Consider the following 14,072-nt stretch of genomic DNA (forward strand, 5'->3'; position numbering starts at 1 on the left):
CCGTTGGGAGGAAACCATGGGCAAGCGGATCGTCTTCACTGGTGGCAGCGGCAAGATCAGCCGCCACGTCATTCCCTACCTGCTAGAACGCGGACACCAGGTCCTGAACCTCGACCTGACGCCGCTTGATGTGCCGGGTGTGGACACCATCATCACCAACCTTGCCGACGCAGGCGAGACCTACAATGCGCTGACGTTGCATTTCGGGTTCAACGAATATTTCGGAGGAAAAGGCCGCGGCCCGGTCGACGCCGTGGTCCATTTCGCGGCCCTTCCGCGGATATTCCTGCGGCCGGACAACGCCATGTTCGCCGCCAATGTGCTATCCACCTATAATGTTATCGAGGCAGCCACCAAGCTTGGCATCCGCAAGGTCATCACCGCGTCCAGCGAAACGGTCTATGGCGTGTGTTTTGCCGAAGGCGAACGCGACTTCGCATCGTTTCCGGTGGAGGAAGACTACGATACCGATCCGACCGACAGCTATGGCCTTTCCAAAGTCCTGGGCGAGAAGATCGCGCGCTCCTTCGCTTCGCGCACAGGGAGCGACATCTACGCCCTCAGGATCGGCGGCGTTGTCGAACCGCAGGACTACGTCCGGTTTCCGGAATTCCTGGCGGACGCCTCAAAACGGCGGCGCGACGGCTGGACATATATGGACGCGCGCGATCTCGGCCAGATCGTGCATCTGTGCATAGAGAGGGACGGTTTGGGATTCCAGATCTTCAACGCCGTCAACGACAACATCGTTGCCGACACGCCGACGGAAGAATTTCTTAGGAAGCATGCACCAGGCATGCCGATTACGCGCTCGATGGAGGAGTTTGAGGGGCCAATCTCAAATCGCAAGCTGCGTGAGCTTCTGGGATTCCAGCAAGAATATGATTGGCGAACGCAGATTTGATGAATGATAGATATCGACGCACCGTTTTGGGCCTCGACGCATCCCCTCAGGAATGCGTCGAGACAAAAAAGGCTCAAGCGTGGCGGATTTCCGTTCCCAGCACCTTCAGGCATTCGCGAATGAAGGCCGCAAGCGCCGTCCAGCCTTTGGCCGAAACCATCGTCCCATCCACATAGGCATCGGTGGGGGATAGGTCGATGTAAGTGCCGCCGGCAAGCGTCACCTCTGGCTCGCAAGCCGCGAGCGCCGCCACCTTCTTGCCACGGACGACGCCGTCGACCGCAATCAGAATCTGGACGCCATGGCAGATCGTGAAGATCGGCTTCTTGGCCTCGTGAAAATGACGCACCATCGCCTGCACCCGCTTGTCGGTGCGGATGTATTCGGGGCCACGACCGCCGGCGCAGTAGACAGCGTCGTATTGGCTCAGCTGCTTCTCAGCATCGGAAAAGGTCTTGTTGATCAGCGCATTGTGACCGGGCTTTTCGGTGTAGGTCTGATCGCCCTCAAAATCGTGCAGCGATGTCTTGATCATGTCTCCGGCGCTCTTGTCGGGGCACACGACATGGACGGTATGGCCCACCGCTTCCATCGCCTGCTGATAGACGAAGATTTCATATTCCTCGGTGAACTCACCGGTCAGCATCAAGATCTTTTTGCCTGGCATGGGTCTTCCTCTCGGCTTGTGTTGGCTTGGGGTGATCAGCGGCGCGTCGAGCTCGACGGCGTCCCGGACAAGCGACATCGCAATGGCTACTCGAACACAGGCAGGAGCCGGTCCCGCGAATTCTCGATGTGCACACGCATTGCCTTTTCGGCGGCGGCCGGATCGCCCGCGGACAAGGCAGCGAGAATCGCCTCGTGCTCGTCCAGCGCCTCTTCAGTCACCCGCGAGTGATACATCAGACGGAAGATATGGAAGTGGGTATGCTGGTGGTTCAGCGTTTCGCGAATGAGTTCGTTCCGGGCGAACTCCACGATCTTGTCGTGGAAGATCGCATCCTGGCGGGCGAAGTTCGAATAACGCAGGCGCTCGTCTTTCCCCACCCGCCGGGCCATGACGCCAGCCGCCTCCTGCAGCACGGCAAGGCGCTCGTCATCCAGTGTTGCAGTGGCTTTGGCCGCGGCAGCAGGTTCAAGCAACAGGCGCAGTTCGTAAAGCTCGTCAAAGCGGCGGCGGGTGATTTGAGGGGCGGCCCGATAGCCGATCAGGTGGGTCTTCACCACCAGGCCCTCGCCCTCCAATCGGCCAAGGGCTTCACGGATGGGCGTATGCGAGACGTCGAATTCCTTCACGAGATTGTCGACGGTGATGCGCGATCCCGGAGCAATCCGCAACGACATCAATTGCGCGAAGATTGCCTCATAAACGTCGCCGGCGAGGCTGTTGGCGCGCTGGATACGGCCGGTCGGGCGGGCCTCATTGTCAACCGTCAGGTCCGGGTTCTGCATTGTTTGCCTCTTGACAGAAGCACCCACTAACACGATGCTTCGCTCAATTCAATACTATATCCTATACGATTTTATAAGGGCATCGCGTGAGAATGAGTGGAAGCGTCGAGGCCGGTCTCTGGAACGAAACCAATTCTCCTGGCTCGCAATCGGGCTTTGAAGGATTCTGTGCATGACCTTGTTTGCAGCGGCGCGCCTGCCGCGCGAAATTCTGTTCGGCAAAGGCCAGCGCCATGCGTTGCCTGCCGTTGCCGCCAGGTACGGGCGGCGCGCATTTGTCTGCACCGATGAGCGTTTCGCGACGACATCGGAGTTTGCAGAGATTCTTGCTGGCTTGCGCGCCGCCGCCATAGACACGCTGGTCTACGACCGAACACTGCCGGATGTGCCACGCGACAGTGTCGCCGCCTGCATTGCGCAGGCGAAGGATTTCAGGCCGGACATGGTGATCGGCATCGGCGGGGGCAGTTGCCTCGACATGGCCAAGTGCGCCGCGCTTCTGCTCAGCCATGGCGGCAAGCTCCAGGATTACTACGGCGAGTTCAAGGTACCGGGCCCTACCCTTCCCGTGATCGCAGTGCCGACAACGGCGGGGACAGGCTCCGAGGTAACCCCCGTCGCCGTGATCTCCGATCCGGAGCGGACATTGAAAGTGGGTATATCGAGCCCTCATCTTATCGCCGCCGTGGCGCTTTGCGACCCGGACCTGACGGCGACATGTCCTCCTTCACTGACAGCGATCGCCGGCGCCGACGCGCTGACGCACGCAATCGAGGCCTTCACGGCGGCCAAACGCGGCACCGATCACACTTTGCCGCAACAGCATGTCTTCGTCGGCAAGAGCGCTCTGACCGACCATTTCGCCCTTCTGGCCATCAGGCTGCTGGGCCGTAGTCTCGAAAAGGCATATCGCGACGGATCGGACGAGACTGCCCGAGCCGACGTCATGATGGGAGCTCTTGCCGCCGGCTGCGCCTTCGGCACGGCGGGAACGGCCGCTGCCCATGCAGTGCAATATCCGGTCGGCGCGCTGACCCACACGCCGCATGGTCTGGGCGTCGCCACCACCTTGCCCTATGTGATGAGCTACAATCTCCCCGCCGCGGCCGCGGAGATTGCCGAAGTCGGCGCCGCTCTCGGCCTGCCCCAGCAGAGCGGCGGCGGCGCCGATGCATTGGCCCACGCCACCATCCGGGAGGTGAGCCGGCTGTTCGGCGCCATCGGCATCACGCCGACATTGGCCGAACTGGGCCTTCCCGAGGACAGGATCGACTGGACGGCCGAGCAGGCGCTCGGCATCGACCGGCTGATCAAGAACAATCCCCGCCCATTCGACCTCGCCGCGATGCGACGACTGGTCAGAGCCGCTTATGACGGTGACATGGCCGCTGCCACGATGCGACAGGAGTTCGCCCAATGAACATTTCCGCAGATATATTCGATGAGGATGAAAGTACGTCCGACTACGCCACATTTTCCCATGGTCTCTACATTGGTGGCCGTTGGCAGCCCTCGTCGGATGGCCGGGTGATCGAAGTGATCGATCCATCGACCGAGGCGGTGATCGCAGCGGTACCCGATGCCACGCTCGCGGATGCTGCCCTAGCCGTCGACGCGGCTGCAGGGGCAGCGGGCGGCTGGCGCGAGACACCGCCACGCAGGCGTTCGGAAATCCTGCGGCGGTGTTTCGAACTGATGACCGAACGGGCGGAGACCTTGGCGGCGCTTATCTCAATGGAGAACGGCAAGGCGCTGCGCGATGCGCGCGGCGAAGTCGCATACGCGGCGGAGTTTTTTCGCTGGAACGCAGAGGAGGCGGTGCGCATCAGCGGAGAGTTCGGCCTCGCACCCTCTGGCGCGAACCGTATCGTCGTTGATTACCAGCCTATCGGCATCTGCGTGCTTATCACGCCATGGAATTTCCCTGCCGCCATGGCGACACGCAAGATCGCGCCGGCGCTCGCAGCAGGCTGCACCGTGGTCCTGAAGCCCGCCAGCGAGACGCCGCTGACGGCCTATGCGCTTGCAGCGCTCTATGAGGAAGCCGGCGTGCCGCCTGGCGTCGTCAACGTGCTGACGACCTCGAACCCCGGGCCAGTGACGGCCGCCATGCTGGCCGACCCAAGAGTGCGAAAACTGTCATTCACCGGCTCGACCGGCATCGGCCGCCTGCTCCTGGCCGAGGCCGCAAAACACGTCATCTCCTGTTCCATGGAGCTTGGCGGCAATGCACCGTTCATCGTCTTCGACGACGCCGACCTGGAAGCAGCGCTCGACGGTGCTATGGTTGCCAAGATGCGCAACGCCGGTGAAGCCTGCACCGCCGCCAACCGGCTTTACGTGCAGGCCGGCATCCATGATGCCTTCACGGATGGATTGCGCAAACGCATGGCTGCCCTCCACGTTGGCCCTGGCACACACTCGGAAACCGAATGCGGCCCGATGATCACCAGGAAGGCCGTGGAGAACATCAATCGGCTCGTCCAGGACGCAGTTGCCCGTGGGGCCAAGGTTCTGTGCGGAGGGACGATTGCCGAAGGCAAAGGCTACTTCTACCCGCCGACAGTGCTTCGCGACGTGTCCGCTGACGCCGTCATGGCCCACGAGGAGATATTCGGTCCGGTGGCTCCGATCATGCGCTTTGACAGCGAGGCGGAAGTGATCTCGAAGGCCAATGACACCGAATATGGCCTTGCCGCCTACATCTACACCCGTGACCTTGCCAGGGGAATGCGCGTGGCCTCGAAGATCGAGTCCGGCATGATCGCGTTGAACCGCGGCCTGATGTCGGACCCTGCGGCGCCTTTCGGCGGGGTCAAGCAGAGCGGACTGGGCCGCGAAGGTGGTCAAAAGCACGGCATTGCCGAGTTCATGGAGGCGAAGTACATCGCCGTGACCATCTGAGCCGAAAGACATGCAAAAAGATCCGTTCCGCATTCGCGATCATGTGGCCGAGTTCGATGAGATCGTCGCCGATATTGTCCGCCGCAGCGCGGAAACCAGGGCGAAAATCCCCATGCTCGCAAACGTCGCCTACGGTTCCGATACCACCGAAACCGTCGACCTGTTCTTTCCGGAAGGCGACCGCGACCGCCTGCCGGTTCATATGTTCATCCATGGCGGCTACTGGAGGATGTTCTCCAAACGCGACTATTCCTACGTCGCCGACACGGTGACCCGCGCCGGGGCGATCGCGGTCATCGTCGACTACGCTCTGATGCCTGCCGTGAGGATGGCCACAATCGTCGACCAGATGCGCCGCGCCAAGCGGTGGGTCCTGGCCAACATCGCCCATCATGGCGGAAACCCGGCGGACCTGACTGTCAGCGGTCATTCGGCAGGGGCACATCTTGCAACGTTTCTGTTCCACAGCGAAAACACCCCCGCGAATGTGCGGGCAGCCCTTCTGCTCGGCGGGCTCTATGATCTGAAACCGCTCCAGAACTCCTTTCTCGCCAACGAGATTGGAATCACCGATGAGGAAGTCGCCATGTTTACACCTCTTGCCTATCGGCACGATCCTCGAACCAAGGCGACGGTTCTGGTCGGAGCCAATGAGACGCCGCCCTTCCATCAGCAGGCAGATCGATTCAAGGAGAGCCTGCTGCAGCAGGGTTCGCCGGTAACGTCGCTTGCTCTCACGAACCGCAACCACATGGACAGTGTCAGGGATCTCGGCGTGCCTGAGAGCCAGGCGGGTGATTGCCTGACGAAACTGATTGCATCCACCCAGGTGCCGGGCCAGTCTGCAGGAGAACATCCCGGAACCTGAGCCATTCCGGATGAACGCCTGGGTTAAATATCGATGCGCTGCTCGGTGTCCGGATCGAACAGGCTGATGCTCGCCGGATCGACGGTAAGGAAGATTGCCTCGTTTCGTTGGCCGGCAAACCTCGGCGGCACACGCGCCGTGACCGAGCGGTCGCCAACCTGCACTGTCACCATGGTTTCGGGCCCGGTAGGTTCGACCACGTCGATCACGCCTGTCACCGAAGCTTGATCGCGCGCAACCACCTTCAGTTCCTCAGGCCGCATGCCGAGGATCACCGGACGCTCGGGAACTTCCGTCGGATTGCTGGCCAACAGCGCGATCGATACCCCGCTCGTTTCGAAACGGACACCGTCCGCGTCCCGGACCATTTGTCCAGGAAGGAAGTTCATTGCCGGGGATCCGATGAAACTCGCCACGAACATGTTGGCGGGCCGTTCATAGATAGTGCGCGGATCGGCCAATTGCTGGATGTAGCCGCCCTTCATCACGGCCACCTTGGTGCCCAGTGTCATCGCCTCGATCTGATCATGCGTGACATAGACGATGCTCGTGCCGAGACGCTCGTGCAGGCGCTTGATCTCCGTGCGCATTTCCACGCGAAGCTTGGCATCGAGATTGGAAAGCGGTTCATCGAAGAGGAACAGCTCCGGATCGCGCACGATCGCTCGACCCATCGCAACGCGCTGCCGCTGTCCGCCCGAGAGGTTGGCGGGGCGCCGGTCGAGCAAATGGGAGATTTGCAGCAGCCGCGCGGCGTCTTCGACGGCGCGCTTGCGTTTGTCGGCATCCACGCCCCGCATTTCCAGCCCGAAACCGATGTTTCTCGCGACCGACATGGTGGGGTAAAGTGCGTAAGATTGGAACACCATCGCGATATTGCGGTCCTTGGGTGCAAGGTCGAGGACCGAGCGTCCGCCGATCAGAATGTCACCGCCGGACGTATCGTCGAGGCCAGCGATCATGTTGAGCAAGGTCGACTTGCCGCATCCGGACGGCCCGAGCAGAACCAGAAAGCCTCCGTCCTCTAGCTCGATGTCGACGCCGTGAAGGACCTGTACGGAGCCGTAAGCTTTGCGCACGTCCTTGATGGAAAGTGTCGCCATGTGAGCTACTCCTAACCTTTCACGGCGCCTGCGGTCAGCCCCTGAACCATGGTTCTCTGGACGACAGCGAAGAGAATGATAACCGGGACGATGCTGAGGATGCCGCCGGCGGCCAGAACGCCCCAGGGAAGCTGGAACTCGCCGACCATCAGTTGCAGCCCCACGGGCCAGGTGCGAGACCCCTGCCCCGTCGTCAGCATCAGGGCGAACAGGAACTCGTTCCACGCAGCAATGGCAATGAACACCGAGCTCGCCACCAGGCCGTTGCGCGCGAGCGGCATGACGATACGGACCATGGCGCCAAGCCTCGTCGAACCATCGATGCGTGCCGCGCTTTCGAGCTCCTTGGGTGCGGAATCGAAGAACCCTTTGAGCATCCACACGAACAGCGGCAGCAGGAAACTCGTATAGGCGAGCGCAAGGCCGAAACGGCTGTCCACGAGGCCCACGCCGCGCATAACGACATAAAGGGGAATGATCATCATGACCGCAGGGAACATGCGAACGACCAGATAGCCGAGCATGAGCTGATCCCGGCCGCGAAACACCAAGCGAGAAAATGCGTAAGCGGCGAGCGTGCCAGTGACGACGCAGATCGTCACCGTCAGTCCGGTTACGACAAGGCTGTTGCCGATAAGCCGCGGAAAACCAGACTGCGTCCAGATGGCGACATAATTGTCGAAGGTAACGCGGCTCGGGACGTACTGCATCGTCTGGGTGACGATGTCGGCCTCATATTTGAGCGATGTCAGAAACATCCAGATCATTGGACCGATGCAGAACACCGACAGGCTCGCGAGCACGAAATAGGTGGCGATGTTCGCGATTATCCGCCGGCGACGTTTGCTTTCAATCATCGCCGTGTCCTTTGGCGATCTTGGAGATGCGGATGTAGCCGACCGCGAAAATCATCAGAAGCACGAACATCACCACCGACAGGGCGGATGCGTAGCCGAAATTGAATTCCTTGTAGGCGGTCTGGAAGGCGTACAATGACAGCACCTGCGTGGCATCTCCCGGTCCGCCACCGGTGAGAATGAGGAGCAGATCGGGCGAATTGACCAGACCGATGACGCGCAGGATCACTGCCGCCGCGATGACGGTCTTGAGCATCGGCAAGGTGATCAGCCTGAGCTGCGCCGCCACGCTCGCGCCGTCCACCGCCGCTGCCTTATAGAGATCCTCGGGAATACTTTTCAAACCCGCAAGCAGCAGCAGCGCGAAGAATGGAAACCCATGCCAGGCCTCGACCAGAATGGTTGCCGCAAGGGCGGTATTGGGATCTGCAAACCATGCCTTGTAGGACTGCAGAACGCCAAGGCGGACAAGAATATCGTTGATGACCCCGAGCCGCGGATCGAGCAGCAGCGCCCACATATGACCCGCTACGACGTTGGGCAGGAAGTAGGGAAGCAGGATGAGCACGGCGAAGACCTTCGTGCCCGGCAAATCCCTGTTGAGAGCTGTCGCGGCGAGGAGGCCGAGCCCCAGTTCCAGCACGACCGCGGCAGCAACCCACACGGCTGTGTTCTTCAGGGCGATCCAGAAGACCGGGTCCGACCACATCCCTGCATAATGTTTGAAGCCAACCCAGCCATCCAACCCGGGACGCGTCAGACGCATCTCGCGAAAGCTGATAGCCATGCCATAAAGCGTCGGATAGGCGATCACCAGAAGGATAAGGGCGAGACTGGGAAGGAGCAGCAAATACATCCAATATCGGGTCTCGGACAGTTCGCCGAGAGCCCGCAAAGGGAGATATCTGCTTGAGCTTATCGTCATGAATCCGCGATGCGAAAGCACCGTCCCATTGCGTTCTGAACACGGCCGCACATCCGGGCAGCCGACAGGGATCAGCGGAGCGCCGCCTCGAGGCCTTGGATCATCCGGTCCACGGCCTGTTCCGGCGTCGACTGACCCGTCAGTACCGATTGGAAGGCCGGATTGACGACATTTTCGGACCAGCCCGCGGCGCCGACGAAATTGTTCGGCAGGCGTCCGAACTTGAGCGTTTCCACCGCCGCACCGTAGATTGGATTGCCGGTGATCCGCTGATCCTGCAACGCAGCGGTGGAGGCCGGGAAATAACCGGTCCCCTCGAGCAGGGCTATGGCGGCGTCCGTCTGACCCCAGAAACTCACCCACTGCCAGGCGGCCTCGATATTGTCTTCCTTCATGATGCCGTTGCCGGCGTAGGCGACGCGCGCGATATGCGCCTTCGGACCAGCCGGCATGGGCGCGGTCGAGAATTGTTCGCCCTGCTTCATCGCGCCGGAGATTTCGTTCAGCGAACCCGTGTGATGCCATACCATTGCCGTCTGCCCGGTGCGGAAGGCTTCCATGATCTGACGGTAGCTGTCGTTCGGCGCGCTCGGCGGCACGACCTTTTCCTTCAGGAAGAGATCGGAATAAAATGTTATCGCCTCGATTGCCGCCGCCCTGTCCATGGCTGGCTGCCCGTCCTTGACGATCGGCGAGCCGAACGCCTCCATGACATCGATGACATATTTGAAACCGCCGGCGCCGGCGCGCATTCCGAAGGCATACCTGCCCTTCGAAGGATCGGTCAGCTGGCGGGATGCCTGCACGAATTCATCGAAATTCTGGGGTGGCCCCGCCAGTCCAGCTTCCTCGAAATAGTCGGGGCGGTAATACATCCAGTCGACGAAGGCGAAGGCGGGGACTGCATAGATGGCGCCGTTGCTGGAAAGCCCGGCCCATCGGTTGTCGGGAAAATTCGACTTGCCGGCCCAACCGTTTACGCGGTCGGTAAGATCGATCAGCCCTTCCATCGCGGTGAGGTCGGCAAATCGCTCGGCGATCACCATGGCGGTATCCGGACGCCCGCCAGCCAGCACCGCCGAAGACACCTTGGCCATATATTCCGAGTTCGGGATGTTTTCCTGCGTCACCGCCACATCCGCATTCGCCGCCTGAAACAACTCGACGATCTTGAGCAGGCTGGCCATTTCCGACTGGCTGGTAAAATGATGCCAGTAGCTGATGGCGCTCGCGGCACGGGCACGGCCGATGTGCCCTGCCATCGCAAGGGCCGCCGCACCCATGAGAAATTGCCTTTTGTTCACCTGCATGCGATCTCCTCCAAGATATCAGATCCGTGAACTGATCGATCAGATGGGTAGCATCATTTCCGAAGTGCCGCAACCGCGCCTGAACGCGAATGGCAAACGACGCATCGAAACTGGGCTGTCAGACGAGACCCAGGTTCCGCTGCACCGCCGCTTGGAAATGTGCCAGCAGCTTTCCTTCGGCGGCGTCGGCATTTCTGGTGCTGCAAGCCTCAAGGATGTCGAGGTGCTCCTTGAGCGTCCGGATCATGATAGGCGCGGTGGTTTTGCTGTCTAGGCGCAGCAGGCGCAGGTAATTGTGCATCCGCCCGTACGTGCTGTCGATCAAGGGATTGCGCAATACGCCGATGATTGCGCCGTGCAACTCTCCCTCCAGCGCATCCATCTCCTCCAGTTGCTCCTTCCCGACGCCATCTCGCTCTACGCGCCGGATTAGCCGCGAATGCCGGATTTCCAAGGCATTCATGACGGCCTCATCCCCTTGCTCGGCAAAGACACGGATTGCCGAGCGCTCTATGATGGAGCGGAATTGGTAGGTGGCGCGCGTAAGCTCGATGCCAGGTCTGACGAACTGGATTCCGGAGCGCGGGTGAATGGTGAGAATCCCTTCCGCCTCCAGGACGCGCAGAGCGTCGCGAAGCGGAGCGACAGGCACGTCGACGATGGCGGACAGCTCGTTTTGCGAGATGAATGCCCCGGCCGGAACGCGTCGGTCGAACAAACCCTCCAGAATTCGCTCATAGGCGATATCGCTCATGCGGGGGACCGTCTCCGGAGGATGAGAGTGGTTTTTTGCTTTGCCTGCCACTTGCGGCACCCCCCGTTGGTCCGGTACTAAGTCGTAAACTGATAGATCAGTTTACGGCTATAATCGATCAGAAAGCCCTTGTGATGAGCCTTTCGCATTTTCGTATAACCCGTTTTCAGTTCGCCCGCGACCGGGTAATCGGGGACAGTCAGGTCCGAGCGGACGATGTCAACGTCGCTGCGCTGGAACTCGTTTCGGAAAGTGGCGAGGTGGGTCTGGGCTTCATCCAGACGCTCTTCAATCCCCTGCCTGATCAGGCGGAAATTGAGACCATTTTCGAAAGTGAAGCTTGGCCGACCCTGAAGGGACACAAAGCCATCGCGCTGGTTCATCGTGTGAACCGGCCGCGCGGCGGCAATCAGCGGGCCTATTCCCTTCCTTTTCATGAGGCGGTTCAGGTAGCGCTTTGGGATCTTGCGGCAAAGGAAGCCGGCCTGCCTCTTCATGTCCTGCTTGGCAGTCGCCGCAACCGCGTGAAAGCTTATGCCAGTGGCCTCGACTTCCACCTCGACGATGATGCCTTCGTGGCGTTGTTCTCCCATGCGGCTTCGCTTGGCTATTCCGCTTTCAAGATCAAGGTCGGCCACCCGGATTTCGACCGCGATCTGCGGCGCCTGGAGCTATTGAAGACCTGCGTGCCGGCAGGCTCGAAGATTATGATCGATCCGAACGAGGCGTGGAGCTCGAAGGAGGCGCTGGTGAAATTGGTGGCCATTCGCAACGCCGGCCACGATCTTCTCTGGGTCGAGGATCCGATCCTGCGTCACGACCACGAAGGATTGAGAATGCTCAGGCATGCGGTGACATGGACCCAGATCAACAGTGGCGAGTACTTGGATCTTCCGGGCAAGCGGCTTCTTCTGGAAGCTAACGCAGCCGACATCCTGAATGTCCACGGCCAGGTAACCGATGTCATGCGCATCGGGTGGCTGGCCGCAGAGCTCGGGATCCCGGTCAGCATCGGCAACACTTTCCTGGAAGTTGGCGTGCATATGGCGGCGGCGCTTCCCGAAGTCGAATGGTTGGAATATTCGTTCCAGAACTTCGATCATCTCGTGGAACAGCCGATCGAAATCAGGGACGGTTATGTCTATGCGCCCGATCGGCCTGGCCATGGATTGGTACTGTCCGAAAAAGCGCGCCGCGAATGGGTGAGGCCGATGCGCTTGACCCGATCGGAACTGGGGGCCGCGCCAGAAAACCCACGTCTTCGTGGAAAGTGACGAAATAGACGAGTGAAGTCATGTGCGGCAAGCCGGCAATATCGCCTTTGCGTCCGGCGCGCCGGCATCGGTAGCCCGCTCGATGCCTATCAGTCGAAAAACCCCGCGTCCTCCTCCAGCAGATACTTCCTGGCGCCTTGGGCGTCGATGTCGAGGCCGAGGCCGGGGGCTTCGAGCAGATCGATCATCGAATCCTTCACCACCTGCTTGGGCAGGCCAATGACGATGTCGTTCCACCACGGGTCCGAGGCGCTGGGATACTCGAACGCCACGTAATTGGCGGGCAAGGTGGCGCACACATTGATCAGCGCGCCGAGGCCGAGCAGGCCGTTCGCGGTGCCGTGCGGCGCCATCAGGATCGAGTGCATATAGGCGTGCTCGGCGACCCATTTGAGCTCGGCGATGCCGCCGATATCGGCAGGATCGGGGCCGATGACGCGCACCGCCTGCGTCTCGATCAGTTCCTTGAAATTGTGCCGCAGGTAGATCTGCTCACCGGTATGGATCGGCGTCGAGGTGGAGGTGGTCAGTTCCCGATAGGCCTGCGGATTGACCCACGGCACATAGTCGCCGGTCAGCATGTCCTCGAGCCACATCAAATTGTACTTTTCGACCGCGCGAGCGAACTTGATCGCATCGGGCAGCATCCAGCCCGGGCCGCAGTCGAGCGCCAGGCTGACCTTGTCGCCCAGCACTTCCTTCATCGCGGCCACGCAGTCGAGCATGTGATTGAAACCGCGCTCGCTGATCACGCCCTGATCCATCGCACCGTGATAGCCGGCCTTCTTCTGCGTCACGCCGTAGTGGAAGCCCTCGATGGTGTCCTTCATGTTGGAGTGGAACGAGATTCCCTGCTTGACCATGAAGAAGTTCTGCGGCTGCTCCATCATCCATTTCACGTCGGCGGCGTAGTCCTCCGGCCGGTCGCCCGTGCGTTTCTGGCGGATCGAGCCGTTATAGACGCGCACCTTGTCGCGCACCTTGCCGCCGAGCAGCTTGTAGGCCGGCACGCCCGCCGCCTTGCCGGCAATGTCCCACAGCGCATGCTCGATGGCGCTGACCGCCGCGCCATAGGGCTTGAAAGAGCCGCGTTGGCGGATCTTCAGCATCACCCGCTCGACGTCGGTCGGATCCTCCCCGATCAGCGCCTCGCGGAAATGCAGCACGAAGGGCTTGAGATAGGTCTTGGTGAACTCGACCTCGCCCAGGCCATAGAGACCCTCGTCGGTAACGATGCGGACGATGGGGTGTTTGCCGATAACGGCACAGCGCAGGTCGGTGATCTTCATGGCGCAGTCCTATTTCACAGACGAGAAGGCTGTCGGCGTGAGCAACTGGCTGCTGATATTGGCAATGATCTGCCCGTCGCGCTCAGACTCGTCCCGGGCCCTGTGCCATGCCGGATCGGTGACGAAAGCCGCCCATTTCGCCTCACGCTCGGCCAGCGATTCCCAGGCGAGGAAATAGGTGAGGCGATTGCTGTTTTCACCGATCGCCGTGGTGAAAAACCCGGCCTGGCGGATGCCATGTCTCTCCCAGATGGCCAGCGTTTGGTCGGAAAAGCGCTTGAGCAAAGCCGGCAGCCTGCCCGGCAGGCAGTCATAGATACGCAGTTCGTAGATCATGGTTTCGTCCGTTTCTTTCTTCGCCTCTCCCTTGGGAGAGGCCGACACGAATGGTCGGTCGTTGGCCCCGTGAGCCTGGGGGAATGAGGGAAGGAG

14 protein-coding genes are annotated in these 14,072 nt (G+C 60.8%); 5 read left to right on the top strand and 9 right to left on the bottom strand.

Going from position 1 to position 14,072, the window contains the following annotated elements:
• Positions 1-16: 16 nt before the first annotated feature.
• The gene (locus AC0L2H_RS22280; protein WP_473592211.1) at positions 17-904 is read left to right on the top strand and encodes an NAD-dependent epimerase/dehydratase family protein; all 888 of its coding nucleotides are present in this window, start codon (positions 17-19) and stop codon (positions 902-904) included.
• Between the two features lie 73 nt (positions 905-977).
• On the opposite strand, the gene AC0L2H_RS22285 is transcribed toward AC0L2H_RS22280, so the two are convergent.
• On the bottom strand, positions 978-1,571 hold the full coding sequence (locus tag AC0L2H_RS22285; RefSeq protein WP_107652246.1) for a DJ-1/PfpI family protein: 594 nt from the start codon (positions 1,569-1,571) through the stop codon (positions 978-980).
• An 86-nt stretch (positions 1,572-1,657) separates the two neighbouring features.
• A complete protein-coding gene (locus AC0L2H_RS22290) occupies positions 1,658-2,356 on the bottom strand; it encodes a GntR family transcriptional regulator (RefSeq protein ID WP_473592212.1) in 699 nt (232 codons plus the stop codon).
• Positions 2,357-2,528: 172 nt separating this feature from the next.
• Here AC0L2H_RS22290 and AC0L2H_RS22295 point away from each other — a divergent pair, with 172 nt between their 5' ends.
• Genes AC0L2H_RS22295 through AC0L2H_RS22305 form a run of 3 tightly spaced genes read left to right on the top strand, consistent with a single transcriptional unit; the run spans position 2,529 to position 6,128 of the window.
• A complete protein-coding gene (locus AC0L2H_RS22295; protein ID WP_473592213.1) occupies positions 2,529-3,776 on the top strand; it encodes an iron-containing alcohol dehydrogenase in 1,248 nt (415 codons plus the stop codon).
• Positions 3,773-5,260, top strand: a complete 1,488-nt coding sequence (locus AC0L2H_RS22300; protein WP_473592214.1) for an NAD-dependent succinate-semialdehyde dehydrogenase — start codon at positions 3,773-3,775, stop codon at positions 5,258-5,260. Before AC0L2H_RS22295 ends, AC0L2H_RS22300 begins: the two co-directional genes overlap by 4 nt.
• A 10-nt stretch (positions 5,261-5,270) precedes the next feature.
• On the top strand, positions 5,271-6,128 hold the full coding sequence (locus AC0L2H_RS22305) for an alpha/beta hydrolase (protein WP_473592215.1): 858 nt from the start codon (positions 5,271-5,273) through the stop codon (positions 6,126-6,128).
• Between the two features lie 23 nt (positions 6,129-6,151).
• Here the strand turns inward: AC0L2H_RS22305 and AC0L2H_RS22310 are convergent, their stop codons facing one another.
• From AC0L2H_RS22310 to AC0L2H_RS22330, 5 genes are all read right to left on the bottom strand, one after another.
• The gene (locus AC0L2H_RS22310; RefSeq protein ID WP_473592216.1) at positions 6,152-7,231 is read right to left on the bottom strand and encodes an ABC transporter ATP-binding protein; all 1,080 of its coding nucleotides are present in this window, start codon (positions 7,229-7,231) and stop codon (positions 6,152-6,154) included.
• An 11-nt stretch (positions 7,232-7,242) separates the two neighbouring features.
• Entirely contained in the window at positions 7,243-8,088 is an 846-nt protein-coding gene (locus AC0L2H_RS22315) for a carbohydrate ABC transporter permease (RefSeq protein ID WP_473592217.1), read from the bottom strand.
• Positions 8,081-8,944, bottom strand: coding sequence for a carbohydrate ABC transporter permease (locus AC0L2H_RS22320; protein WP_473592218.1), 864 nt, complete (start codon positions 8,942-8,944; stop codon positions 8,081-8,083). The genes AC0L2H_RS22315 and AC0L2H_RS22320 overlap by 8 nt, the downstream gene beginning before the upstream one ends.
• Before the next feature lie 140 nt (positions 8,945-9,084).
• Positions 9,085-10,323, bottom strand: a complete 1,239-nt coding sequence (locus AC0L2H_RS22325; RefSeq protein WP_473592219.1) for an extracellular solute-binding protein — start codon at positions 10,321-10,323, stop codon at positions 9,085-9,087.
• Between the two features lie 118 nt (positions 10,324-10,441).
• Positions 10,442-11,077: a GntR family transcriptional regulator gene (locus AC0L2H_RS22330; protein WP_473592220.1), complete on the bottom strand. Its 636-nt coding sequence runs from the start codon at positions 11,075-11,077 to the stop codon at positions 10,442-10,444.
• A 134-nt stretch (positions 11,078-11,211) separates the two neighbouring features.
• On the opposite strand from AC0L2H_RS22330, the gene AC0L2H_RS22335 reads away from it, so the two are divergent.
• Positions 11,212-12,351 carry a mandelate racemase/muconate lactonizing enzyme family protein gene (locus tag AC0L2H_RS22335; protein ID WP_473592221.1) on the top strand — a complete coding sequence of 380 codons (1,140 nt, stop codon included), beginning with the start codon at positions 11,212-11,214 and terminating at the stop codon, positions 12,349-12,351.
• A gap of 89 nt (positions 12,352-12,440) precedes the next feature.
• Here the strand turns inward: AC0L2H_RS22335 and AC0L2H_RS22340 are convergent, their stop codons facing one another.
• Both AC0L2H_RS22340 and AC0L2H_RS22345 read right to left on the bottom strand, forming a co-directional pair.
• Positions 12,441-13,640, bottom strand: a complete 1,200-nt coding sequence (locus AC0L2H_RS22340; RefSeq protein WP_473592222.1) for a mandelate racemase/muconate lactonizing enzyme family protein — start codon at positions 13,638-13,640, stop codon at positions 12,441-12,443.
• A gap of 9 nt (positions 13,641-13,649) precedes the next feature.
• Positions 13,650-13,976, bottom strand: a complete 327-nt coding sequence (locus AC0L2H_RS22345; RefSeq protein WP_095486584.1) for an NIPSNAP family protein — start codon at positions 13,974-13,976, stop codon at positions 13,650-13,652.
• Between the last annotated feature and the right edge of the window lie 96 nt (positions 13,977-14,072).

The organism is Mesorhizobium sp. WSM4871 (genome assembly GCF_055811295.1).

Excerpts from the sequence above, each read along its gene's own strand:
- AC0L2H_RS22300 (WP_473592214.1), top strand. The coding sequence starts at position 3,773 with ATGAACATTTCCGCAGATATATTCGATGAGGATGAAAGTACGTCCGAC.
- AC0L2H_RS22315 (WP_473592217.1), bottom strand. The coding sequence starts at position 8,088 with ATGATTGAAAGCAAACGTCGCCGGCGGATAATCGCGAACATCGCCACC.
- AC0L2H_RS22340 (WP_473592222.1), bottom strand. The coding sequence starts at position 13,640 with ATGAAGATCACCGACCTGCGCTGTGCCGTTATCGGCAAACACCCCATC.
- AC0L2H_RS22290 (WP_473592212.1), bottom strand. The coding sequence starts at position 2,356 with ATGCAGAACCCGGACCTGACGGTTGACAATGAGGCCCGCCCGACCGGC.
- AC0L2H_RS22330 (WP_473592220.1), bottom strand. The coding sequence starts at position 11,077 with ATGAGCGATATCGCCTATGAGCGAATTCTGGAGGGTTTGTTCGACCGA.
- AC0L2H_RS22285 (WP_107652246.1), bottom strand. The coding sequence starts at position 1,571 with ATGCCAGGCAAAAAGATCTTGATGCTGACCGGTGAGTTCACCGAGGAA.
- AC0L2H_RS22335 (WP_473592221.1), top strand. The coding sequence starts at position 11,212 with ATGAGCCTTTCGCATTTTCGTATAACCCGTTTTCAGTTCGCCCGCGAC.
- AC0L2H_RS22320 (WP_473592218.1), bottom strand. The coding sequence starts at position 8,944 with ATGTATTTGCTGCTCCTTCCCAGTCTCGCCCTTATCCTTCTGGTGATC.
- AC0L2H_RS22295 (WP_473592213.1), top strand. The coding sequence starts at position 2,529 with ATGACCTTGTTTGCAGCGGCGCGCCTGCCGCGCGAAATTCTGTTCGGC.
- AC0L2H_RS22325 (WP_473592219.1), bottom strand. The coding sequence starts at position 10,323 with ATGCAGGTGAACAAAAGGCAATTTCTCATGGGTGCGGCGGCCCTTGCG.
- AC0L2H_RS22280 (WP_473592211.1), top strand. The coding sequence starts at position 17 with ATGGGCAAGCGGATCGTCTTCACTGGTGGCAGCGGCAAGATCAGCCGC.
- AC0L2H_RS22345 (WP_095486584.1), bottom strand. The coding sequence starts at position 13,976 with ATGATCTACGAACTGCGTATCTATGACTGCCTGCCGGGCAGGCTGCCG.
- AC0L2H_RS22305 (WP_473592215.1), top strand. The coding sequence starts at position 5,271 with ATGCAAAAAGATCCGTTCCGCATTCGCGATCATGTGGCCGAGTTCGAT.
- AC0L2H_RS22310 (WP_473592216.1), bottom strand. The coding sequence starts at position 7,231 with ATGGCGACACTTTCCATCAAGGACGTGCGCAAAGCTTACGGCTCCGTA.